Origin of the sequence: Sphingobacterium sp. UBA1498 (assembly GCF_002325125.1) — a bacterium.
In the GTDB taxonomy this organism is placed as follows: domain Bacteria; phylum Bacteroidota; class Bacteroidia; order Sphingobacteriales; family Sphingobacteriaceae; genus Sphingobacterium.
In genome coordinates, this window is sequence record NZ_DCRG01000023.1 from 280,501 (window position 1) to 304,728 (window position 24,228).

19 protein-coding genes are annotated in these 24,228 nt (G+C 40.2%); 7 read left to right on the forward strand and 12 right to left on the reverse strand.

What is annotated here, in order from left to right:
* Positions 1-391 precede the first annotated feature (391 nt).
* Together hflX and lipB are read left to right on the forward strand one after the other, a co-directional pair.
* Positions 392-1,582, forward strand: coding sequence for a GTPase HflX (gene hflX, locus B3139_RS14340; protein ID WP_209578487.1), 1,191 nt, complete (start codon positions 392-394; stop codon positions 1,580-1,582).
* A 60-nt stretch (positions 1,583-1,642) separates the two neighbouring features.
* A complete protein-coding gene (gene lipB / locus B3139_RS14345; RefSeq protein WP_293884208.1) occupies positions 1,643-2,338 on the forward strand; it encodes a lipoyl(octanoyl) transferase LipB in 696 nt (231 codons plus the stop codon).
* Between the two features lie 181 nt (positions 2,339-2,519).
* Here lipB and B3139_RS14350 read toward each other — a convergent pair whose 3' ends face one another.
* The 3 genes from B3139_RS14350 to B3139_RS14360 form a co-directional block, all read right to left on the reverse strand.
* Positions 2,520-3,740 carry a hypothetical protein gene (locus B3139_RS14350; protein WP_293884210.1) on the reverse strand — a complete coding sequence of 407 codons (1,221 nt, stop codon included), beginning with the start codon at positions 3,738-3,740 and terminating at the stop codon, positions 2,520-2,522.
* 215 nt (positions 3,741-3,955) lie between these two features.
* Complete coding sequence (locus B3139_RS14355; protein ID WP_293884212.1) at positions 3,956-4,336, reverse strand: hypothetical protein; 381 nt, start codon at positions 4,334-4,336, stop codon at positions 3,956-3,958.
* 31 nt (positions 4,337-4,367) lie between these two features.
* Entirely contained in the window at positions 4,368-4,784 is a 417-nt protein-coding gene (locus tag B3139_RS14360) for a hypothetical protein (RefSeq protein ID WP_209578481.1), read from the reverse strand.
* Between the two features lie 187 nt (positions 4,785-4,971).
* Here B3139_RS14360 and B3139_RS14365 point away from each other — a divergent pair, with 187 nt between their 5' ends.
* Both B3139_RS14365 and B3139_RS14370 read left to right on the forward strand, forming a co-directional pair.
* On the forward strand, positions 4,972-6,243 hold the full coding sequence (locus B3139_RS14365) for a hypothetical protein (protein WP_293884215.1): 1,272 nt from the start codon (positions 4,972-4,974) through the stop codon (positions 6,241-6,243).
* A 23-nt stretch (positions 6,244-6,266) separates the two neighbouring features.
* On the forward strand, positions 6,267-7,961 hold the full coding sequence (locus B3139_RS14370; protein WP_293884216.1) for a HEPN domain-containing protein: 1,695 nt from the start codon (positions 6,267-6,269) through the stop codon (positions 7,959-7,961).
* Between the two features lie 45 nt (positions 7,962-8,006).
* On the opposite strand, the gene B3139_RS14375 is transcribed toward B3139_RS14370, so the two are convergent.
* Positions 8,007-9,128 (reverse strand): ATP-binding protein, encoded by a 1,122-nt coding sequence (locus tag B3139_RS14375; protein ID WP_293884218.1) that lies wholly within the window; start codon positions 9,126-9,128, stop codon positions 8,007-8,009.
* A 438-nt stretch (positions 9,129-9,566) separates the two neighbouring features.
* Here B3139_RS14375 and B3139_RS14380 point away from each other — a divergent pair, with 438 nt between their 5' ends.
* Both B3139_RS14380 and B3139_RS14385 read left to right on the forward strand, forming a co-directional pair.
* Positions 9,567-9,938 carry a hypothetical protein gene (locus B3139_RS14380; RefSeq protein WP_293884220.1) on the forward strand — a complete coding sequence of 124 codons (372 nt, stop codon included), beginning with the start codon at positions 9,567-9,569 and terminating at the stop codon, positions 9,936-9,938.
* 2 nt (positions 9,939-9,940) lie between these two features.
* Complete coding sequence (locus B3139_RS14385; protein ID WP_293884222.1) at positions 9,941-11,356, forward strand: PLP-dependent aminotransferase family protein; 1,416 nt, start codon at positions 9,941-9,943, stop codon at positions 11,354-11,356.
* 254 nt (positions 11,357-11,610) lie between these two features.
* Here B3139_RS14385 and B3139_RS14390 read toward each other — a convergent pair whose 3' ends face one another.
* The 6 genes from B3139_RS14390 to B3139_RS14415 form a co-directional block, all read right to left on the reverse strand.
* Entirely contained in the window at positions 11,611-13,254 is a 1,644-nt protein-coding gene (locus tag B3139_RS14390) for a PepSY-associated TM helix domain-containing protein (protein WP_293884224.1), read from the reverse strand.
* A 6-nt stretch (positions 13,255-13,260) separates the two neighbouring features.
* Positions 13,261-13,539, reverse strand: coding sequence for a hypothetical protein (locus tag B3139_RS14395; RefSeq protein ID WP_293884226.1), 279 nt, complete (start codon positions 13,537-13,539; stop codon positions 13,261-13,263).
* 372 nt (positions 13,540-13,911) lie between these two features.
* Positions 13,912-16,338: a TonB-dependent siderophore receptor gene (locus B3139_RS14400; RefSeq protein WP_293884228.1), complete on the reverse strand. Its 2,427-nt coding sequence runs from the start codon at positions 16,336-16,338 to the stop codon at positions 13,912-13,914.
* A 112-nt stretch (positions 16,339-16,450) separates the two neighbouring features.
* A complete protein-coding gene (locus B3139_RS14405) occupies positions 16,451-17,167 on the reverse strand; it encodes a DUF4198 domain-containing protein (protein ID WP_293884230.1) in 717 nt (238 codons plus the stop codon).
* A 378-nt stretch (positions 17,168-17,545) separates the two neighbouring features.
* The gene (locus tag B3139_RS14410) at positions 17,546-18,358 is read right to left on the reverse strand and encodes an MBL fold metallo-hydrolase (RefSeq protein ID WP_293884232.1); all 813 of its coding nucleotides are present in this window, start codon (positions 18,356-18,358) and stop codon (positions 17,546-17,548) included.
* Between the two features lie 72 nt (positions 18,359-18,430).
* Complete coding sequence (locus tag B3139_RS14415) at positions 18,431-19,858, reverse strand: L-serine ammonia-lyase (protein WP_293884234.1); 1,428 nt, start codon at positions 19,856-19,858, stop codon at positions 18,431-18,433.
* 215 nt (positions 19,859-20,073) lie between these two features.
* Between B3139_RS14415 and B3139_RS14420 the strand changes: the two genes are divergently transcribed.
* Complete coding sequence (locus B3139_RS14420) at positions 20,074-21,621, forward strand: glycoside hydrolase family 10 protein (RefSeq protein ID WP_293884236.1); 1,548 nt, start codon at positions 20,074-20,076, stop codon at positions 21,619-21,621.
* A gap of 94 nt (positions 21,622-21,715) precedes the next feature.
* Here the strand turns inward: B3139_RS14420 and B3139_RS14425 are convergent, their stop codons facing one another.
* The gene (locus B3139_RS14425; RefSeq protein WP_293884238.1) at positions 21,716-23,422 is read right to left on the reverse strand and encodes a glycoside hydrolase family 3 protein; all 1,707 of its coding nucleotides are present in this window, start codon (positions 23,420-23,422) and stop codon (positions 21,716-21,718) included.
* A gap of 263 nt (positions 23,423-23,685) precedes the next feature.
* Positions 23,686-24,228, reverse strand: coding sequence for a TetR/AcrR family transcriptional regulator (locus B3139_RS14430; protein ID WP_293884240.1), 543 nt, complete (start codon positions 24,226-24,228; stop codon positions 23,686-23,688).

Here is a 24,228-nt window from a genome sequence, read left to right on the forward strand (position 1 = left end):
GGGCAGGGCTTCCTAAAAGCACCTTATCTTTTTTGTATATAAAACCAAATTTATTTACTTTTGCATCATTATGAACATGATATAGAAAATATCCCTTCTTTTACTAGGCAAAAGATGGCGACCGAACGCTTACATATTTTGAGTTGCCCTGGTAAGCAAATCACAGGAAATTTATTGGTTAATGGAGAATTATGTCATAATCGGCATCAGTCTTGTGTGGTGTACAAATACATAAATTCTTAAATTTACCTTTTCAAACAAACATCGAGCTTTCGGGCTCATTGAACAATAATTAAAAAAGTGAATGAATAACAAGAGTTAGGTAATAAATAGTTTGCAGAGCACTGCTCAATGACCTTTCGATTTCACTTAAAAGACTTAATAGTACAAAATGGCCAGATTTAAAATACACGATACAGCTATAAAGCCCGAAACAGCCGTCTTGGTGAGTGTCATCACCCCAAGCGTAACGGAAACAAAAGCAAAGGAATACTTGGAGGAACTTGAATTTCTTGTGCAGACTGCCGGTGGGGAGACCAAAGGCATGTTTACACAAAAGTTGGGTTTCCCAGACCGTGCCACATTTGTCGGCAGCGGAAAGCTGGAAGAAATAAAAGCTTATGTTGAAGCTGAAGAAATTGACATCGTTGTTTTCGACGACGAGCTTTCACCTTCCCAGCTGCGCAATATTGAAAAAGAACTCAAACGCAAGATACTGGACCGTTCCAATCTGATCTTGGACATCTTTGCCCGTCATGCCAAAACTGCACAGGCAAAGACACAAGTAGAATTGGCCCAATTGCAATATCTTTTACCACGTCTGACCCGTATGTGGACCCACTTGGAACGTCAGCGGGGGGGTATTGGTATGCGTGGTCCGGGTGAATCACAGATTGAAACCGATAGACGTATAATCCTGGACAAAATTTCTTTGTTCAAAGAACGCCTAAAAGCAATCGACAAGCAAAACGAGACGCAACGGAAAAACCGTGGTGAGATGATCCGTGTAGCTTTGGTAGGTTATACCAACGTAGGAAAATCGACGATTATGAATATGATCTCCAAGTCTGACGTACTGATCGAGAATAAACTTTTTGCTACACTGGACACCACAGTACGCAAAGTTGTGATCGACAACCTCCCCTTCCTGCTTTCAGATACGGTCGGCTTTATCCGTAAACTACCGCACCATTTGGTGGAATGTTTCAAATCGACATTGGATGAAGTTCGCGAAGCCGATGTACTGATCCATGTAGTCGACATCTCACACCCCAACTTTGAGGACCATATCCAAGCAGTAAATGAGACATTGAAAGATCTTAAGGCATTGGACAAACCAGTGATTACGGTATTTAACAAGATTGATCTTTACAAACCGGCTGTTGAAGAAGGGCATGATGGCGAAGAGATCGAGGTCACATTGGATGATTTCCGTAATTCATGGATGGCAAAAAATGCAGATCCTGCAATCTTCCTATCAGCAACAAATAAAACGAATATCGAAGAGTTCAAACAAAAACTGTACGATATCATTGTGAAGATGCACAATGAACGTTATCCATACAATAACTTATTGTATTAATTTTGACAAACAATCCTGTAAATGGGCCTTATGCCCATTCACAGTTTAAAAAAATACGAAATGAACAAAGAGGTGCAGTTTCAAGATTGGGGTCTTGTCGATTACCAAGAAGCATGGGACAGACAAGAATCCATCTTTAAGGGAGTATTGGATATCAAGCACGACAATAGGGTCAATGCGACAACGACCATTACCCCAAATTACTTGATCTTCACAGCACATCCGCATGTTTACACCTTGGGGAAAAGCGGGCACGAGGAATACTTGCTATTAGATGAAAAAGGGCTCGAAGAGAAGGAGGCCAAATTCTATAAGATCAACCGCGGTGGTGACATTACGTATCACGGCCCCGGGCAGATTGTCGGCTACCCGATTCTGGATCTTGACAACTTCTTTACGGATATCCACCTTTATCTGCGCACACTGGAAGAAGCGATCATATTGACCTGTGCTGATTTTGGTATTGAAGCCGGAAGATATCCCGGGTTTACGGGTGTATGGATTGAACCGGATAAGCCAACAGCGCGCAAAATATGTGCGATGGGAGTACGCGCTTCACGCTGGGTGACCATGCATGGCTTTGCCTTCAATGTCAATACAGATCTTGACTATTTTAGCAATATCATTCCTTGTGGCATAGACGATAAAGATGTTACGTCATTAAAGCGGGAACTTGGCAAAGAAGTCGACATGGTAGATGTGAAAGAAAAACTGAAAGGCCATATTGCGCAACTCTTTGAAATGCAAATAGTGTAATTTAAGTTTTCAACAACATACTAAGGCCCTTTGAAAGCGGAATTTTAATTTCCCTTCAAAGGGCCTTATTTCTGAGCATCCCCGTTCCTCCTGTTTAATAAAACTCCTGCTAAGGACACAAACGAAGGACATTTTCAGACACTTAATGGTCTTTACGTGCCCCCGACGCTATTTTCGAATATTAACAGTAAAACATACATTCGTAGCTGGCGAGTTTCCCATCGGCAAATCTGAAGATAAATAGCCCAGCATCGCCGTTCTGGATATAATATACATGCGGATCAGTGATCCAATTCGCCGAAAGCAGGTCGCCAAAGTGGTCTACAAAGTCTTTTTCTGCATAATTAGCATCCATCCGCTCACTCCCCATGACAATGGTTTCGCCAGCACTAAAAAATAGCTGGTACAAACTACCCGCCACTCGCCCTTTATTATTTTTTTCAAAGGCAACGATCATATTGGGTGTTTTATAATAGTACTGTGGCTCCCACCCACATTCGGGCATATCCGGGATTTCGGAAACCCGTTGCAAAGCCAGTTGCTTCATTTGAGCATCTGTGATCTTTCCGTCAAATAAAGATACGCCTTTCCACTCGAAATGAAAGTTTAAAGCTTTTAGTTTCTTTGCATATACTTCAGACTGGAGTTCATTGTGAAACTTATCGGCCAAGACCAATTCAAAATCGATATCAACTTTGGGATCCACTACTCCTGCTTTGGTGTAGGTTTCCTTCCAATAAGTAAGAGCTTCTTTCAATTTGGAATACTTGGTCCAGCCTATTTCCCGCAGACGGCCTACCGCCGCCAGCTCCTTTTCCTGATCCTTTCCTTTGACGTCCAAATAATCTTTTAAAACCTTTTCGTAGGTGAGTTGGGCACCCAGATATTTCATCTGAATATATTCAGGTCGCTGATGAAAGTGGTCACCAATATACACCCATCCGTCAGTATACAGCGGCACATAATCGATGCACACCATTTCATTGAGACCTGCCCTACGCACAGCGGTACTTGTTGTATTGGATGCCTTACGCACGCGCAATTGCGAGACCTGTATATAGAAATGTGGGCATTGAGCACCCGTTGTTCCGCGATAGAAATATTGCTGCGGCTCCCCGGCCGACTTCTTTCCATACATAGCGCTTTTCAGGGGCTGACGGTCTATAAAACCAATATCGCCATTACTCACCTGCACCTTATACTGTGTATTGGTGGAATCTAGCAGGTAGACAGGTGCCTCAGTCGGGAAAACTCCCAAGAGATCTTTATTATTTCCTGCTTCACGGTAAAGGTGCCCCCATGTTGAGGTATACATTGGTCGCTGACCTGCTGGCTGTGCTACTGCGTAATTGATAAACCAACTAACAAAAAAGCAGAGTATAAGTAATCCTTTTTTTGACACAAATTAATTCTTTGAATGCATGACTAGTTGCCGTTCCATTGCGATCAATAGCAGGTAATACCTTTTCTACAAATGCAATTGCAGCCTTCATTGATGCTGGTTAAACAAACACCATTTCGATAACCAAATTAAACAAAAAAGGGGCCAATGAAATCACCGGAATCAGGTATTTTTTGAGCTAGGGAACGATCAGATGTATAAACTACCGGATGTCACTATTTGCGTTGCAGTAAACTCACCTGACCTTCCAATGAGAGGATTGTCTTTTCTTGTGCTTTGACCGTTTGCTCTAAAGCATTGATCAACTGCTTATAAATTCCGAGGCCCTCGGCTGTGGCTGGAGTTGTTTCGACAGGCGGTGCACTTACCTCTACTTTCTCATACTTCCGCATCATGGTTCCTTCGCCCATCAACAACCATGCGGGACTAATATCGGGATGTTTGGACAATATAGCGATCATGGCATCCGAACTAAGTGCGGTATTCTTCTGCCCTCCTTTAAAGTTTGCATAGGAAAGTTGCACATCTCTGAAAAATTCGGTTTTACTGATGCCTTTGGTTTCGGCGATCAGCAGCACGCGTTCCTTTACATTCACTTTTGCCCCTTTTTTAAAAAATGTTTGTGCTTTATTTGTTCCTTAAAGATTTTATTTCTTGCTCTTGTATCGACAATAATCGCTCTAACGAAATAATTGTCTTTTCTTGAGACTTAATAGTGATATTTTGTGACGATATAACCTGTTTTAATGAATTGACTACTGCATTGGTTATGCCATCTATTTCATTAGTTACATAGCCTCTCTCGTCCTCCTCCTGAGCAAGAGCGGGTTTTAACATCTCACCTTCACCCTTTAATAACCATTCCGAAGAGTACGCTGGAAATTTTTCAACAATACTCACTAACCACTTTGCCTGCACATCAGTGTTATTGCTTAAAGCACGTGTAAATACACCCCTACTCGCTCCTACTGCAGTTTCAAAGGCTGTTACACTCAGTCCTTCTCTATCTGCAATAACTTTAATTCTCGTTAAAAAAGAACTCATAATCAATAATTATCAATATAAAATTTGTTTAATCGAAAATTAGTGTTTAAATTAGCTTTACCATTGATAATTATAAACACAACATTTAATCAAAAACCTTAAATATGAAACCGAAAAGGCTTTAGATCAGTGCACGGATCAGTATTTGCCCTAGTAGCAGTTTCATCAACTAAAAAAATATAATCTGATGAAAAATACGCAAAAGAAACTAAAAGCGAAACATTTTCGCTATTTAACCCAAGAACACATCGACGATCCGATGAAATATCTTATAGAGTTCTTTGAAAGCGAAACGTCCATACGGGACTGGTTAGCAGACTTAAATATGTTAATCAACGCGGCTTCAAACGCAAAGATGAGCCCACCGCGTTCCTCTAACGGATATCTCACCAAAAAATTAATTGAACAGGTAGAATTGGCGTATGTCATTTTTAGGAGATGTAAACTAAAAACAATAGAACAACCGTTGAAGTTCAATAAACGTGTTTCAGACTACTGGAGTCAGCTATTAGCAACAGACTCACCGGCACGTAATATTGACACAGCAGCAGACAGCATTAGTCGATTTTTTTCCTATCAGTCTTTGCAAAAATGGTACGACATTCTTGATGATTTATGGATAAGTTTAGGAGACAGGTATAATGATTTTTTAGGCAATAACGGCCATGCAATACTTGCTGTAAAAGAATTCTTAATGCGTCTGGTGGCTTCTCTCGGAAAGATCTATGAAAATAAAATACTTCCCGACAATGTTATAGAAAATCAAGAAGACATTGCAAATGAGCAGTGCCAAACCCAGCAATCTTTGGACGAAACGGAAGACGAAATACTTCACACCAAAAAATGCATCATATTGCCTGACTGGCTTGCTTCCCAACCTTATTCCATCTCAGCATTAAAAGATTTCTTTGATAGAGACGATCTAAATGGTTGGCGAGAAGACATCCGATATTGGTACCAAACGGTCATCGACGAAAAAGAATTCTGGTCGGCGGACCACGAAAACAGTAAATTTTCTGGCGCAAATTTACTCTTTAACTATACCTGCGTTTACGCCTTATTGGAAATGTTATCCAATAAATCTGAGGAATCCCCTATTCTTCCAGTCGGCATGGACGATTCATTTTCGATATTGCCCGAATGCCAATCAGTTTTGATTGGGCACATGAATAAAGAGATCGTGCTTTATTATGTTTTAAATGAAGAACTGGACAATCCTTTGTCAGCACTATTGGCAACAGTTAAATTATACGATCAGCAAGAGTGGAATGAAATCTTGTTTGAATGGATCAACTATGGGCTCGCCAAAAACCGATATACCGGCGCCTATTCAGATTACAGTACACGAATTTACCAGACTATGATCAAAATAATAGAACTCGCCTATTTAACAGCTTTTTCTGAAGAGATAGAATCTCTCAATCAAAAACAAACAGCTCCTCTAGAAACAGAAATATAAAGCCCATTTATTCAATCCATATTATGAACACCGATATTAACCCTATTATTGAGGCAATCCTTCGTGCCGTTGCTGTCGATGAAATCTACCATTGGACTTTTGACCACGATAATAAAAAGTTTCAGATGCTACAGATTAATATAGCATCAAATAAAGGAATGCGACATTCGGATCCGAGTAGCCTGATTAACAAAATTGTCAAAAACCGCCCATCAGACTTATATATCAAAGTGTGCCTTACGCACGAAGCACAAAAACAACTGGATCTCGGACAGGCTCGCACTCATCTTATCTACCAGCCTAAAAACCGCGTTTATCAAAATCCGGCGCAAGAAATCCCACTGATCTTTCCGGATTATACAGCTACAGAGATTATCGAAAAAACAAGATCATATATCGACAAAGAAAAAAGTAAAATCAGATCGTTTATAGATGGACACTTTTACTATTTGGATAGTAACAACCATGCTCACGCAGCCTTTATGCTACATCAGGCCATCGAACTATCCCTGAAAACTGCAGAACATATCCTTTTGAATGATGATCGAAAATCACATTCGCTTACAGGTAGTATGGGCTATCTTAAAAATTTTGACTCTAAACTGGCGATACTAATCGACAACAAAGAAGAAAAGCAAGCCTTAGCTAAAATCGATGAAGCTTATATTGGTTATCGCTATAATCAAGATTATCTTATCGATGAAGATGTATTAGAAACAGCCTATCAGATTGCTATCAATACATTAAACTGGATATACGATTATTCGAATATTTTATTCAAAGAAATTAAGTCAAAACTTAACTCGCCTGCAGTCACTAACTTCGAAGTTGAAAATTGCAAAAATAACAATGAAATATACAATCAAAGTTATTGTAACGCTAATTATCGAGACCTCATTTTAAACGCTATAGAGCGCTATTGCACTCCTGCGCTGGTCGTATGTTTCGGTTATGATTCTGATCATCACAACTATCATAATGCGCTGAAAAGGGTAAAAAATGATTGCATCACGCATGCTTACTATATCTTGGTCGCTTATGATACTTTAAGCACCGAGATCAATAATCTAACGCAGCTCATAACAGATATGCTTCCCAAAAATGTATCACTTACAATGGTCGCGGAAAACACGAAAGCTTTCACCAAACAGCTCTCAAACGGGCATCCATTTTTTGTGTCGCTCCTCAAAGTGGGCGACATCTGGTTTCAGAATCCATCCATAGCCAATATCGATCGGGAAAGCATCGCCACTCCACAGTTACATCTTGAATATGTACGTCAACAATGGAAGACGCGCTATAATAACGCGCGTACATTATACTTACCTTATGAGGAAGACTGGTCGTCAATAAGCATCGAGGCCATATATTATATGCTATCGCAGGCGTTGGAGCAGACTTGTCTCGGTGTAATCAATAGCGTACTTCAATACAAACCGCAACGGGTCAATCTCACTTTCCTCATGCAACTCTGCAAATTGATAGTTCCTGATGTCTACGCCACATTTTGCTTAGATCATGAAGAGCCGCTTAAGGCCTTTAAAAACATAACGGAAGCACAACAACAATTTACGCACAATGCAAATTATAAAGGAGATCCATTAGCAGTTATAGAATTGCAAAAACGCACAAAAACTTTTATAGAAAGGTGTAACCAAGAGATGGAAAGCTATTTTGAGAGGATTTCTAGCCAACAGCTGGTCGAACAAGTTGAATAGAAGAGATTATTAAAAATAGAAGCCTGAGCCCCCTTATTTCAACGATTATTCAAGACCAATAAACGCTCTAAAATTATCCTTTGAGATTACCTGAACATCTGCGCTATAGGCTTCTACAAAATTTGACGGTATTTTTGCTTTCGCCTTAGGGTTCCATTTAAATTCATAACCGGTTATTTTGCCGTCCACTTCTTCTACATAATCGATTTCTTGCTGCTGTTTAGTCCGCCAGAAGTATTTATTGACAAAGCGCCGGCTATAACTGTTGTGTTTTAAGCGTTCTGAAATCAGAAAATTCTCCCAGAGTGCCCCCACATCATCCCTTAATTCGATTGGATTAAAGTTTTGTATCACAGCATTGCGGATTCCGTTGTCATAAAAATATATTTTTCGATTTGTCTTTATTTCATTACGCAGGTTTCGGCTAAAGGAAGTCAAGGGGAATATAATGTAAGAAATTTCCAAGAGATGAATATAATTGGCAACAGTGTTTTTATCAACTCCTGTAAGCTGGGCAATTTCATTATAGCTCACTTCGGATCCAATTTGAAAGGCTAAGGCTTGAAGGATCTTCTCGAGAACTTCTGGTTTTTTTATATTCGCTAAGGTCAAAATATCCCGATACAAATAACTTTGAGAGATCTCATTGAGTACTTCCCGTTCGTCACCGCGGCTAGTAATCGATTCTGGATAAAATCCATAAACCAGTCTAGTTTCCAGATCGCCTGCAGCATTAAGAAAGCCAGTACTATGCTCATATTCTGCATAAGAAATAGGGAAAAGATTGAACTCTCTCTTACGTCCTGTCAATGGCTCATGTGTATGGTTTTTCAACTCAAGCGCCGAGGATCCACTGAGGATAAGCTGTACATCTTTAAATTGGTCATGTATAATTTTTGCTGTTAAACCAATATTTTCGATACGCTGTGCTTCATCAATAAATACCACTTTAGCTTGACCAATAATTGTTTCAATCTCTTTTGTGTTAGGACTGTTGAGATAAGTCCTTACCAAGGGATCATCCCCATCCAAAAATAAATAATCGTCACCAGAAAGTATCTCTTTGATCAGGGTAGTTTTACCTACTTGCCGCGGACCAATTAGTAGGATAGTTTTCCCCTTAAAAAGTGCTTGCTCCAACTTATTTTTGATTAATCGCTGTATCATAGTACATTTTGTATTCACCAAAAGTAATGCTTTNNAAAGCATTACTTTTGGTGAATTATAATATCATATAACTTTTTATACTATTAAATACTGCCTTAAATACGATGGGATCCCCAGAATTCATCAGTCGAAGCCTTAAAGAAATCACCAAAATATTTATCGAATAATGTAACTAGGAGATGGAAAGCCACCATTTCTTCATCTCCCTAAACAAAACTGACCAAGAAGCCTCGCAAAGCAAGGGCGGCAGAAAAATGAGAAAGATGACATCCGGATCAATCGTAACTACGGGTAAAGTGGGAATAATGTAAAGATCTCAAATGGAAATTACAAAAATCAAAGGACAACCTAATTTTTTTCTGTACCCCTATTTTAACGGCACTCTGTACCTAAACAGCATCCTGTACCCTTCTTAAATTAGCAAAAAGATTTATTCTTATGGCGACAACTGCACATCAACCGTATCTGATCAGACAAGTGGAACTTTCTGATTTAGCGCTTATCAAAGAAATGCAAAACAAAAAGCAGGTAGATACAGCACGCATAAGCATGCCTTTCCTAGTGCTCGACCAAGGCAATCAATTAAAAGCCTTTTCATCTGTAATACTCTGCAAAAAGAATTTACTGTCGGTCGAAATGACCTACGAGGGTCCTATTTCGGATACGCTTTCCATCGTATTTATGGACAAAGCGCAATCCTTCTTTGAACAGCAGTTGATGGACCTATTTGGTTCGGAAGAATCGCTCAGAAAAGGAATCCACCGATATAATAACTGGTTAAATCAAAACAGAAACAGTAAATTAGCATAAGGATGGAACAGCAACTGTTATATAAAAAAATAGCCAATATTGTCGAGAACCAGATCAAAAATGGTTCTTTGGTCTATGGCGATCGTTTGCCTTCTGTCCGCAGCGCTCAGAAATTATACAATGTAAGTTTAAATACGGCAAAAAGTGCCTATATGGAACTAGAGAGTCGATCGCTCATTGAATCACGTCCAAAATCAGGCTATTTCGTTAGCCGGTCTGGGCTTCGTCGGATGGCGATTCCCTCCATTTCTACCTTCAAAATCGACGAAAAGAAACAAGATCCCGCGGCATTGATCGATAAAGTTTTCCACTCCTTGGAAGACAAGGAAATTACACGCTTTTCACTGGGTTTACCGAGTGCATCATTACTTCCGATTCAGAAACTCAATCGATGCATTATAGAGTCGGTTCATGACCTGCATGATTATGGTGATCAATATGGACAGGTACAGGGAAGTCCGAGCTTGCGGAAAGAAATTGCCAAATGGTCATTGGTACTTGAAGGAAAAATAAGTGACGAGGATCTTATTATCACGTCGGGTGCCATGAATGCCATCTACAGCTGCCTTCGTGCCGTCACTAAACCCGGCGACACCATAGCGGTGGAAAGCCCCCTTTATTTTGGTTTTATTCAGGCCTTTCAACTACTGGGGCTCAAAACCATCGAGATTCCGACCCACCCTATTACGGGAATTGAATTAGATGCCCTGAAAAAAGTTATTCATAAAATTGATGTCTGTTGCTTCGTTACCAACTTTAGCAATCCACTGGGTGCGCTCATGCCCGATGAGCATAAAAAGGAACTCGTCAAACTGCTCTCACACTACCATATTCCATTGATTGAAGACGACCTGTATGGAAACATCTATTTCGGTTCGTCACGGCCCAAGCCGTGCAAATATTTTGATGAAGAGGGACTGGTGATGTGGTGTGGATCATTTACCAAAGTATTGGCGCCAAGTTTTCGGCTTGGATGGGTTGAGCCCGGGCAATACAAGGATAAAATCCTAAAACAAAAACTCATACAGACGATTTCGCAGCCTGCTATTTATCAAGAGGCGGTTTCCAAATTCTTACAGATCGGCAGGTACGACCATCACCTCAATAGCTTCAGAAAAAAATTGTACAGCAATTATGTCAATTTTAGAAACAGCATTGAGACCCATTTTCCGGAAAACACAAAAATGTCACAGCCTGAGGGCGGATTTGTACTTTGGCTAGAACTAGATGCTAAGATTGACTCAACGATGCTCTACGATTATGCCCTCAGACAAAAGTTGAGCTTTGCTCCCGGAAGAATGTTTACACAGCACGATCAGTTTAAGAATTGTATTCGGCTTAACTATGCCGTAGACTGGAACGAAAAGACGGCACAGGATCTGATGCGCCTTGGGCGATTTTTCAAGGCCGTATTGTAAGAGGAATACCATTGGGACCTTCTTTGGGAAATATTACCACTTTTCCATCACGGCTCAACTCCGTATCAAATATTTCCGCGATCATCAGTTTGGTATCATTGGATAAGAATTGTTCTACGCCGTGAGGAGTTATCTACCAGGATCTGCTCTTAGAGGAATTTAACCCGTTCCTATACACGTTTCAAGGGCGCTTTGTGAGCGCGCTGAGAATTGAAAAAACGAAGTATATTTACTCGCAGAGAAAAGAATCCTTGCTAACGAATAGTTTCAAAGAATTTTTTGGTCTTGTTATAGGCGATTATACCAATAATGCCTATCATAAGCCATAAAAAATCGACGACAAAAATATCACGTTGACCATTGTGAAACGTATCCCAAATCCAGCTTCCGGTCATAAAACCGTTGACTAATGGGATAAAAAATGCTAAGACACTTCCAATCAGCAAGGTTTCGCGATTGGTTCTTCTAATGCTTTTTCGAAGTATATAGTACAGAGAAAACAGCAACCAACTGTAAAAATACACCCGATAGATAAAGTCCTGATTGACTGCTGGGCTCAATTTGATTGCAATGAAAGCCAAGGCTGTGACAGGCAGCATCGTCAGACATATAGCGGTAAAGATATTGGCTGCCCAGAAATTGAATTTTCGTTTTCGTGGAATTACATTGTTTTTGTCACGCGCAACTAACCAGATTAATATACCTGAGATAATGACCAGACAACCCATAGCTCCCAAAATAAAGTACACCATCTTAAGCGGATAGCCTCCATAATCGCCATAATGCAGCCGATATATAATGCTGCGGACCCCGTCTGCATAGGTAGCTTCGCTTACAGGGGATTTTTCGGCAACAATTGTATTATCGGCAACTCTAACGGATAATATACCCGATCCGGCAAAACTTTTATTAAAATGCGGCTCAAGCTCCATGACAACATGCATATTGGAATCTGCGTAATTTTTGATCGTGATGCGCTGAAAATCGGATTCTGGCCATTTATATTTTGCCAAATCCAAAAATGGAGCGATCTTAACATGTGCATCAAGGGGCTTATAGGTATAGGGGAAATTTATATCCGCACTAACACCTATATCTTGATACATTTTTTGTTGATCACCGTCATAAAGCAGCTTACTAAGTGGTAAAGCCAATACCGAATTGATAATCAAAAAGGTTCCGGTCACGGCGAAGATAAATTGAAAAGGGAAACCAATAACACCTAAGGCAGTGTGCATATCGGTCCATACTGTTTTCCATTTGCTGAAAGGCCTGAATACAAAGAAATTTGACACAATCTTGTCCCAATGTAGCAGTAACCCAGTGATAAGAGCAAATAGAAAAATAAAAGCTGTTATGCCTGCGATAAGATAACCAAATGGTGCTATGCCTACCCTAATCGGTACTTGATTAAGCTGGGCCAAGAAATGTAAACGGAATAAAAACTCTCCCATATCATAATTCTGTACATAATCACCATATTTTTTATTGGCGAAATTGTAGGTAAAGTTTTTCGAATCATCCTCTCCTCCTCTTCTTCGGCCATTTTTCTTTGCAGCTTTTTGTTCGGGCGTTATCTTGGCTAAATTTTCTTTGTTTATGATTGTGTCGTTAGATGCACTCAGTGCTACGTAAGCTGCTGTGCCTTCGCGGTGCATATAAAAGGTAATATCACGTCCGTGTAAATTGGTCTGCCCCTTAAGTGAATCTAGCAATCGGTCAAAGTTTTGATGATCTTCACGGTAGGTTTTATAGGATGTATTATTCTGCCAGGCAGCAATTTCATGTCTAAAAAATGCAAATGAACCCGCAAAGAATATCACATAGAGGATAGCACAAATGGTAATGCCACTGATGGTATGTGTATTGAAGTAGATATTATAATTTCGGTTATTCATGACGAATTACAGTTTAAAGAAATAAGGCAAAGAGAAAATTACTGCCAAAAGCAAGTATATCCCCCATATCTTCCATCCGCTCTTAGCAAGGAAAGCCAATAAGAGCAGTACCGCCCATAATAGATAACCGGTGAGACACGCTGTAGCAACAACATCTTTTTTTTCAAAAATATGTGTGACTAAGACATGAAATGAGAGCATCACAATATAACCACCGACAAAACCGGCTGTAATTTTCAGGAACCGTTGAAAGGGTGTACTGAGGTATTTTTTATTAGCAGGCATATTTTATCGGTTAGGAAATCAACAATTCAACACAAAGGCTAAATAAATAGAGGCCCAAAATCGGATACAATTTAAAATAGCGATATGGATTCAATAAAACCACGAGACTCATCATACACATGAAATAAGCAAAAAAAGCAAAAAAGCCTGCTCCGAAACCTTGCAGATAAAGCAAGGCGGCAAAGGGAATGAGTAGCAGCAATATGCTTAAAATGCGCACAAACTTCGTTTGTGCGCACATTTTTTCTAGCCATGGTGGTCTAGGCCCAAACTTTACTTTTTTACTTGAACTGTAAAAAAGATAGGTTCCACAGAGTATCACGATTAGCAATGTACTATACATCGGTTCTATATTTTATCTAGATCGTTTGTTTAAAACTTATAGGTAACTCCCATACGGAAATTACGTCGCGCTTCTACGATATAGGTATAATAGCTCACACTTTCTGCTATTTTAACATTTTTTGCAGTGATAGAGCCTGCTGTAAGCAGCTTTCTATTGTCCAACAAGTTATTAACCATTATAGAGATATTATATCTCCCTTTTTGGTAACTAATACCACCATCGGTTCGCAAATAATTCTTGAAATTACTTTCTTTTGTGGTTCCGATAGCACGATCAAACATTCCTTGAACGCTACCGACAAAGCCAAGACCACGAACCATTCCTTCTTGAATACGATAGGAGACAAATGCATTGGCAGTATGTTTTGCAGTATTTGGCGTAATATCCCCAATCTTCTCTTCTCTTGAATCTTTTGATATTTTAGAGTCAGTCAACGCATAGTTGGCATTCACATTCAATCCGGGTAGCACTTCGCCAGTTACATCAAATTCGATACCTTTCGATGTTGTCTCACCTATAGCTATTTTGAAGAAACTATTTGTGCTTCCTGGTATTGGATGGTCAAAATCGTCAGCTAGGGCATTTTTTCTTTTTATCTGATAGGCACTTAATGTCGATATCCACTTTCCACCTCCCCATTCTTTTTTCACACCAGCTTCAAAATCGTTCCCACGAACCGGTTTGAAAGGATTTCCATCCCAATCAGAACCAGCCTGTGGAACAAAAGATTGATCAAACAACCCATAAACACTTGTAGATTTGTCAATAGAATAACTCAACCCAACGCGTGGAGAAAATGCCTTATCATTTTGGTCTGGTATTACCTGCGTGCCTACTGTTTTTCCCAGCGTCTCAGCCACAGTATAACGTAATCCTAAAGAAAGACGTAACTTTTCATTTAAAAAAGCCATCTCATCATGTGCGTAGAAAGACATATAGCTAGTTAAATTCACATAGTTGGAACCTCCGGCGCGCACCTTGATATTCTTTGAGCGGTCAACTACAGGAAAAACTGTTCCAGGAATATTATATTGTGGATTATAGACGTTCAATGCCGTACCTGGAATTTCAGCGAGTAAAGTTCCAAAATCGCCCCAAAACTTCTTGTTACCGTAATCTGCGCCCACTAAGATTCGGTGACGAACACTACCTGTATATTCTTCTCCATTTAAAGAAACCTGACCGAAGCGATTTTCACCATGCTCGTCCGCAATACTGTAATAACGAGGCATATCACCATTCGCAGTCATGTAGTTCAACCAAGTGCTCGTCGCCTTCATATCAAAATTGAAATAAGCCATTTGCGCATGTAATTTCCAACGGTCGTTCAGCTGACGGTCTAAATAGACATATGCACTGTGGTCCTTCAGCTTACCTGGTTCCATCGAAGGGTCACCATAGAAAAAATCATTGGAAATATCTGGATCAGCAAATCCCTTAGGCGAAAAAGTATAATTACCATTTGCCAGATAGGTAGATCCCTGATAGGTGTATTCAAATGTTAAACTCGTCAAAGAATCGACCTTATACGTCACAACTGGAGCCACAACAACACGATTGTTGTAGTTGTATTTTGTAAAATAATCCTTTTGCTGCGCAGCCATATTTAAACGGTATAACAACTTGCCATCTTTCCGTAATTTACCATCAAAATCGACCGCAGCGCGATAGGTACTGAAACTTCCCACATTAAATGTTGCCGACCCTTTAGTATTCCCTGTTGGTTTCTTGGTAACAACATTATAAAACCCTCCTGGCTCACCATTCGCTAGCATAAAACCTGCTGGTCCTTTTACAAACTCGATTCGTTCGATCATGCTCGCATCTTCGGCAGTTGGTCCCCAAGAGGCCTCGATATTCATACCGTTACGAAATGCCGGAATCTTAGATCCGCGCATGCGTATGTTAGCGTACTGATTGTCCCAGTGACCTTGGCGTGTAGCCCCGCTAATATTCCGGGTGATACCATCGACAATATCAAATACTTGCTGATCGGCCATTAAATCGGATGAAATAACCTGTATATTCTGAGGCAACTCCAAGATTGGTGTTTTAAGACGCAAAGATCCCGATATACTATCGAATTTATAGTGTTCATAGTATTTACCATAGACCGTTACCTCATCTATCGACTCGAACTGATCCTTCATCCTAATTTGCCCCAACTGTATACGCTCATCATTCAATACAACTTGCATGGTATGCTTGCTATAACCGATCGCTTTAATCTCCAAATGGTAGGTCTTCGAAGCAAGCTTATCGAAGATGAAGTGTCCCTCACTATCCGTACTTGTCGTGACACCAGTATTCGTCAATTTTACGGTCGCCCCGGAAATGGGCTCAGATTTTTCATTGATAAGAAATCCTTCAATAACTTTGTTCGTCTGTGCCTGCGCAACAGAAAAAACCGAACTTATCAAAGGAATGGCTAAAAAGGATAAAGATTTATTCATGAATGTAGTATGGTAGATGTTTTTTTTAGATCTTCTTTTTTCAAAAGGATCCATTACTGTTTCGATGTTTCAAATGGATCCTTTAATTATTCAGTATATTTCAGGCCTGCAGCTATTTCACGGTAATAAAAGTCGTACTACCCTGCCATGCTGATGCATAGGGTTTCCCTTCATGTTCACCCGCAACCTCAACAAATGTACTTGCTTCCAAAACATAAGGACCCGACCAGAGGGCATCAAATGTTAGCAGGCCATTCTCATCGGCAACAAACTCTTTCCCCCAACCTGTCGCAGAAAAAACGGATACTTTGGCTTGAGGCACAACTTTGCCGTGGCTAGTAATCTTTGCTTGCAAGCTTTGACCTTTTTTTAAGTTATTCGCTGTAAGCAGTTCAATCTGCAATGGATTTTTTACGACGCTATAATCAAGTACTGTCGGTTTTCCAACGATAACCGGTACAAGCGAAGAAAATTCATATTTCGTTTTACCACCCAAATCTTTAGGTGCCTTGACAATGGATAGAAAATAGGTTCCGGTTACGTCAGGTTGAAATGAGCCGCTAAAATGATCACCTTTATTCGTCAGCTGAAGTTTGATGGGTTCTTTTCCAGGAGTATGCAACATTAGTGAGAAGTCCTTCACGTCGGAATACCATTTGTCGACCTGATCTCTTTCGTTTGTTGCAAATTCACCGTAATATACTTTTACTTCATGGGCTTGGTTGAGTGTCCCATAAGAAGATGCTTCAATCCAGAGTGCGTGTGCATAACCATTATTACTACACAGCAGTACCGCTAAAAAGGTAAAGAATGAAATTAAAATTTTCATAATATGTTGATTGATGTTTAGTTTTTCTTCAACTTATTATGGGAGAATTCCAGGTTTTGTTGGAGTCCAACAACGAATAAATGATAAAATTCGTTATCTTGTAAATTCTTCCATATCGTATATCGGGAGTAACTGATACAGCATACTGTTTCAGTCACCTACATGCAGTTGCCGCTGTATGTAGATTTGTACCATGTAATAGATTGCCGTCTATTGCATGGTATTTGTTAGCCGTCTTTTATTACACCGATGTAATTTAGACTGATTAAAAACAGAGCAAATATAACAGGAAATCTTTTTAAATCAAGTATATTTTTTATTTTACAGTATTTTATCTTCTTGGGTTAAGAAAAACTGCGAAGCGAATGGAGTTAAAGTTTAAGAAGAAAGAGCCACAGGCATTGAAAACGCAGCTAAATGTTGTTCGAGCACATGTTTCAGATCGAACAATTCAGTTTCCTGATATCGTGTTGCGACATGGAGCTTGATGCGTTCGCAATGCGGTTCGAAAGTTTGCTGTACAAGATCAACCGTATTGTTTTCACCGGAGAGGTGAGTGAGAATAAGATGTTTAAGACGTTTTGTTTTATGGGCATTAAACAGTTCAACGGCGACCCGATTTGAAAGATGGCCCCATCCACTACTAATCCTGTTTTTAAGAAAATAGGAATATCGGCCTATCCGCAACATATCTTCATCATAATTTGATTCCAGAAGCAATACATCCGAATGCTGGATAACATGTTCTACATTTTCACAGGGCCGTCCTATATCGGTCAATATACCAATATTGTATGTGCCATCCGAAACAAGAAAGCTGCACGGTTCTTTGGCATCGTGATATTTGGGAATACCATACACTTTGAGCCCTCCTATTTCGACAACTTCATCGTGATTTATGATATGTACCAAATGAGATGGAAGTTGCAACCTGGTACCCTCATAACTACCTTTAGTGATATAAACTGGTAGATTATACTTTTTAGCGAATACGGATAGCCCCCTTATATGATCAGAATGCTCGTGTGTAATGAAAATTGCTTTGATCTGCGTGGGTAAAATACCCAAATTATACATCCGAAGGTGAATATGTTTACTGTTGATACCAGCATCTATCAAAATGGCAGAATCGTCTTTAGCGACATAATAACAGTTCCCATTACTTCCGGAGGCGATTGCGCAATATTTCATTCGTAGAATTTATTTTTAAGAATATATATTATCGCCTCAAAGATACAAAAAACAAAAAGACTCAGACAATCATTAACATTCCGGCAAACTCAAAGGAATATTGACGGCCAGTCCGCCATCGGCTGTTTCTTTATATTTAGCGTTCATATCAAGAGCCGTCTCCCACATCGTTTTAACCACAGTATCCAAACTAACCTTTGCTTTATCCGGATTCGATTGTAACGCCAACTGTGCTGCAGTTATCGCTTTAATAGCCCCCATCGTATTGCGTTCGATACATGGGATCTGAACCAATCCGCCGATTGGATCGCATGTCAATCCAAGATGATGCTCCATGGCAATCTCGGCAGCCATCAATACCTGGCGCTGCGATCCACCCAGCACTTCGGTCAACGCTCCGGCAGCCATGGCCGAGGAAACGCCGATCTCTGCCTGACAGCCTCCCATTGCAGCAGAAATAGTTGCATTTTTCTTAAAAATTGAACCAATTTCAGATGCCGTAAGGATGAACTGTATAATTTTATTTTCACGCATTCCGTCGTGGAATGTGATATAATACTGCAATACAGCCGGGATAACACCTGATGCACCGTTAGTAGGAGCTGTCACCACACGTCCGAAAGATGCGTTTTCTTCATTGACGGCAAGTGCAAAACAACTTACCCAATCCAGAATATATTGAAAGTTTTGTCCTCCTTCGCGAATTGCGCCTACCCAAGATGTATAATCTTGATAGGTACGCCCTTGCATTAACTTCTTATTTAGCTTAGCCGCTCTTCTTTCAACATTTAGTCCCCCGGGCAATGTCCCTCCTGTATGGCAGCCCCGGTAGATACACTCCTGTATCGTTTGATAAATAGTTAATACCCCCGCCAGCGTTTCGCTTTCTTCACGCCATGCACATTCATTTTCGAGGACCAGCTCGGAAATTTTCAATCCGGTTTTCATCGTCCAATGCAGGAGTTCCTGCGCAGTATCTACAGGAAATGGAAGGTCTACTTCCGATAAAACACCTTCGGTGTCATTTTCTTGCACGACAAAACCGCCACCTATAGAATAATAGGTTTCACTAATTGCTTTCCCATTGGATAGAAAAGCCTGAAAAGTAACAGCATTCGGATGAAAAGGCAAGCTTTCAGCATATAAAAAAAGTAAATCTTCTGGGTATGAAAATGGAATGGTTCGTTCCCCAGCGACTTGGAGTTTACCGCTTGCCTTGATATGGTCCACTTTAGGCATAACTTGATTAACATCAAAGGTGACAGGATCATCTCCGCTCAATCCTAATAGAACAGCAATATCAGTACCGTGCCCAGCCCCCGTCTTAGCTAAAGAACCATAAAGCAAAATTTTAACCTGTTCGACCTCGTTTAATACACCATTTGACTTGAGCACAGCGGTAAATTGCTGCGCCGCACGCCACGGTCCTAAGGTATGCGAACTAGAGGGTCCTATACCAATCTTAAACATATCAAAAACGGATATTTGTTCTTTGCTCATAATTTTTTTTATTGCGGTCAGCCGATCAAGTCACTGCTTTATTAAAAACCGCATCTAAATTAGTACAAATAAAGTACAATGTTACCTGCAATTGCATTATTATCAATTTGAAAACCAAGCTCACGTTCTTTTAGCAAGTATCCAACAAACATCTTACATTTTTTAGCGAAAAAGTAAGAAATGCTTCCCTATCTTTGTTGGCTATAATTTATAGGATGACGGGAAAAACAGTTTTATATTCTTTTTTTACATTTTTTATTTGTTTCTTTTCGATTAGATCGTATTCTCAGCAGCTCCCTAAGCGGGAGTTTCGCGGTGTATGGGTTGCAACGATAGGTAACATAGACTGGCCCTCCGTAAAGGCTGGCAATAATGTTGCAAAGCAAAAACAGGAATTCATCGATTTGCTGGACCAACATCGTAGTGCGGGACTGAATGCGATTATTCTGCAAGTGCGTCCTGCAGCAGACGCCTTCTATGCAAAAGGCAGAGAGCTTTGGAGTAGATACTTAACCGGAAAACAGGGATTGGCGCCTTCTCCATTTTATGATCCTTTGGAATTTGCAATCAATGAGGCTCACAAGAGAGGAATGGAACTTCATGCCTGGTTCAACCCGTATCGTGCTTCAACTACGTTAAATCCCGCTCATTTTTCGGAAGACCATATTACCAAGCGTCACCCTGAATGGTTCTTCACTTATGCCGGTAAAAAACTTTTCAATCCGGGGATTCCTGAAGTACGTAAATATATAATTGATGTGATTATGGATGTGGTTAAGAACTACGATGTAGACGGAATCCACTTCGATGACTATTTTTACCCCTATCCTGATAACAGAAATACACCCGTACCGGATCAGATTACTTTTGGTCAATATAATAATGGGATTGAAAAAATTGACGACTGGCGACGTAACAACGTCAACCTGTTGGTACGTGACCTCGGTCTCGCTATCAAAAAGGTAAAGCCCTATGTCAAATACGGTATCAGTCCTTGTGGTGTATGGGACAACAAAGAAAACAATAGTGCTGGCTCGGAGACCCGTGGACTGAGTGCTTATCGGGAATTATATGCTGATGGTGTCAAATGGATGCAGGAAGGTTGGATTGATTATATCAATCCGCAGATCTACTTTCCTTTCAAAAATCGAGCAGCGGCGTATGAGATCTTAGTTGACTGGTGGCAGAAACACACCTATGGCCGCCATTTTTATGTGGGCCATGGAGCTTATCGTGTTACCGAAAATAAGATCGGCTGGACAGACCGAAGTCAAATTCCGAGACAGGTACGTCACTTAAGGGCGGAACACAATGTGGAGGGAAGTATTTATTTCAGTTCCAAATCGCTTACTGATAACCTTGCTGGATTGCAGGACTCTATGCGGAATGACCTATACCGAAGCCCTGCTTTACCGCCTGCGATGCCTTGGTTAGACAGTATTCCACCGAATGCACCTTTTGGTCTTTTAGTGAAAAAATCGCCCAATGCTAAAATGAACACCCTATTTTGGCAAAAGCCAGATATGGCAAGCGATGGGGAGTCTGCTTATGGTTATCTAATCTATCGATTCAACCTCGATGAAAAAGTCGGTATCCAGGATCCGGGAAAAATTATTTTTATCACCTTTGACGGAGATAAGCTTCAGTATACCGATGACGACATCAAACCGCACCAACAGTATAAATATGTCGTGACGGCAATAGACCGAATGAAAAATGAAAGTAAGCCGTCTGATAGTAGGACAGCCATCGAAGAGAATTAAACCAACCCTTAAAAAAACACCTCTTCCTAAATGGTTTTGCTTTGCAGGGAGACCATTTTGGGAAGAGGCGCTTTTGGGTGTGATGCTATAAACTTTATTTGCCCTGCCCGTATTTAAATTTCTTATTAATTGTTACAGGGAGCTTGCCTTTGGGGATATTTTGCCCTAAAATCGTTTTTACTGCTGCTTTCTGCATGAATGCATCATTCTGATAGGCAAGCAAAATGGTCTTCGCCTTTTTCGCTGCTTCAAAACCATCTAATGCATAAGCGTTAGTGAATAAGGTCAAGATTGATTTTTTTGCAAATTTCTTCATCAACCCTTGCACATCTTTATTCAACAGCATCGTTGGGCGTGGACGAAGTCTTGTATCGTGTACAGCGATAATAAACTGCTTATTCTTTTTAATTTCTTTTGTCAAACGCTTAATGTCATCTTTACTCATGCTATCGGTAATGAAATATTGTGTTTCATTGGTCAGCGCAGCTCCTAATTCATTTTGAAAAGTTTGGTTGGCGGTGATTCCGATATTAATAATAGCAGTGGGTAAATCATGTTTGAATGACTTCAATTTGTCTGTTGAGTTCAATGCGGTTATTGCTGCATTTGAAAGTTCATCAATAAGCTGAACTGCCGAGGCACGGTGTAATTCACTATATAGATTCTGTAAGGCAGTCGCCTGGTATTTATCTAAACCAAGCCATAGTTTAGCGGCGAGCACTCTTTTGACGCGCGCATCAATATCCGCCTGAGCAATACGTCCCTCTTCAATCGCTTTTAATATTAAATCGATTGCCCTTTTGCTATTTTCCGATACTTCAAGTAAATCATGGCCTGCAATAATGGCCTGTACATCGGCTTCACCGTTTGGAAAAAATTTCTTCACACCTTTCATGTCCATTGCATCTGTAACGGTTAGCCCCTTGAAGCCAAGTTCATTACGTAAAAGATCGGTAACAACCTTCTTGGAAATAGAGGATGGCATATTAGGAGTGTCGTCCAAGCTCGGAATATTCATATGAGCCACCATAACAGCGGGAGCACCAGCTTTGATCAGCTCTTTGAAAGGATACATTTCAAGGCTATCCAATCGCTTTTTATCAAAAGGGAGCTGCGGCAGATCGTAATGGGAATCTACGTCGGTATCTCCATGACCAGGGAAATGTTTAATGGAAGCCAATATTCCACCATCCACCATACCGTCCATATAAGCCTTTGCCTTTTGGGTCACATTATATTTATTGTCACCAAAAGAACGGATACCTATTACTGGGTTTTTGGGGTTATTGTTGATATCTACGTCGGGCGCAAAATTAAAATGCATGCCTATGCGATGGAAATCTAAGGCAACCTCACGTCCCATACGATAGATCAACTGGTTATCCTGCACGGCGCCTAATGTCATTTGATAAGGGAATGACAAGGTAGAATCCGGCATGCGCATACCCAACCCCCATTCGCCATCAAATGTCATCATTAAAGGAACCTTAGCTAGTGACTGATACCGATTAAACATCTCTACATGTCGTACTGGACCTCCCTGAAATACGACCAGCCCCCCCAAATGCTCGTCTTGTACCACCTGTGCGACGGAGTCAATATACTTTTGCCCCAGATTGGTGTGTGCTCGAACTAAAAATAACTGAGCAACTTTTTCTTTTGGTGTCAAAGTATTGAATACCGAATCGACCCATTCATGCTGAGAGTTAATATAGCGCACAAAATCTTTTTTATCCTGAGCTTTCAAAAAAGGAATTGTGCCGACTAGTGCCAATATTGCCAGACCGAATTTTTTGAACATAAATTAGTTTGTATAATGTATTTAAAATACTAAGAACGCTATTATTTTGGAGAATAAGAAATTGTTTTTGCAACAATTTTATATAAAAACGCATAAAACGGCATTCCTGTAAGATCATCAGCAGTAAAAAACTTGCACAAGATTTGGAGGACCAGCAAAAATACTGACGCGATGGATTAAGGGAATAAAACGCGGGGCGACAATTGAATCCCACGATTAACGAAACAGTTCTTTGGCAAAAACCAATCACTGAATCTTGTATGCTAAATCAGGTTATACTTTTTCTCTAAAAACAGGGTCAGTTCCATGGTATTCTCCAATTCGCCGATAGCTTCTTTTTTCCATAAGGTATCTATAATCAGCAATAAGAATTCAGTTTCAAACTCAGGACTTTCATAACCTAATTCTTTAAAAGCACGATGAATAATGGGCTGAACCGGTTTCATAAACTGTTCATGCTGCTGTTTTGAAAATGGATGATGAGACAAACGCTCCTGTAATCGCCAAAATATGGGTTCTGCACTCACCAGCTTACTTGGGAGATTGATCATTGTGCGCAGAAATTCTTTTGGTTCACGATAGGTCATCATGCCGCGGTGATGGGTAAGCACTTTGCGATATCCTGATTTAATCAAATAAACCAGCAACGCATCTTTGTTTCCAAAATGTTTAAAGATCAAGGCTTCAGAAACTCCAGCATTTTGGGCAATCGTTTTGGTAGAGGTATTCGTATAGCCTTGATCTGAGAAAAGCAGCAATGCTTCTTTCATAATACGCTCTTTTCTACTCAAAACACTTTCTTTCAT

Coding starts and splice junctions, on each gene's coding strand:
- hflX (WP_209578487.1), top strand. CDS start 392: ATGGCCAGATTTAAAATACACGATACAGCTATAAAGCCCGAAACAGCC.
- lipB (WP_293884208.1), top strand. CDS start 1,643: ATGAACAAAGAGGTGCAGTTTCAAGATTGGGGTCTTGTCGATTACCAA.
- B3139_RS14360 (WP_209578481.1), bottom strand. CDS start 4,784: ATGAGTTCTTTTTTAACGAGAATTAAAGTTATTGCAGATAGAGAAGGA.
- B3139_RS14365 (WP_293884215.1), top strand. CDS start 4,972: ATGAAAAATACGCAAAAGAAACTAAAAGCGAAACATTTTCGCTATTTA.
- B3139_RS14370 (WP_293884216.1), top strand. CDS start 6,267: ATGAACACCGATATTAACCCTATTATTGAGGCAATCCTTCGTGCCGTT.
- B3139_RS14375 (WP_293884218.1), bottom strand. CDS start 9,128: ATGATACAGCGATTAATCAAAAATAAGTTGGAGCAAGCACTTTTTAAG.
- B3139_RS14380 (WP_293884220.1), top strand. CDS start 9,567: ATGGCGACAACTGCACATCAACCGTATCTGATCAGACAAGTGGAACTT.
- B3139_RS14385 (WP_293884222.1), top strand. CDS start 9,941: ATGGAACAGCAACTGTTATATAAAAAAATAGCCAATATTGTCGAGAAC.
- B3139_RS14390 (WP_293884224.1), bottom strand. CDS start 13,254: ATGAATAACCGAAATTATAATATCTACTTCAATACACATACCATCAGT.
- B3139_RS14395 (WP_293884226.1), bottom strand. CDS start 13,539: ATGCCTGCTAATAAAAAATACCTCAGTACACCCTTTCAACGGTTCCTG.
- B3139_RS14400 (WP_293884228.1), bottom strand. CDS start 16,338: ATGAATAAATCTTTATCCTTTTTAGCCATTCCTTTGATAAGTTCGGTT.
- B3139_RS14405 (WP_293884230.1), bottom strand. CDS start 17,167: ATGAAAATTTTAATTTCATTCTTTACCTTTTTAGCGGTACTGCTGTGT.
- B3139_RS14410 (WP_293884232.1), bottom strand. CDS start 18,358: ATGAAATATTGCGCAATCGCCTCCGGAAGTAATGGGAACTGTTATTAT.
- B3139_RS14415 (WP_293884234.1), bottom strand. CDS start 19,858: ATGAGCAAAGAACAAATATCCGTTTTTGATATGTTTAAGATTGGTATA.
- B3139_RS14420 (WP_293884236.1), top strand. CDS start 20,074: ATGACGGGAAAAACAGTTTTATATTCTTTTTTTACATTTTTTATTTGT.
- B3139_RS14425 (WP_293884238.1), bottom strand. CDS start 23,422: ATGTTCAAAAAATTCGGTCTGGCAATATTGGCACTAGTCGGCACAATT.
- B3139_RS14430 (WP_293884240.1), bottom strand. CDS start 24,228: ATGAAAGAAAGTGTTTTGAGTAGAAAAGAGCGTATTATGAAAGAAGCA.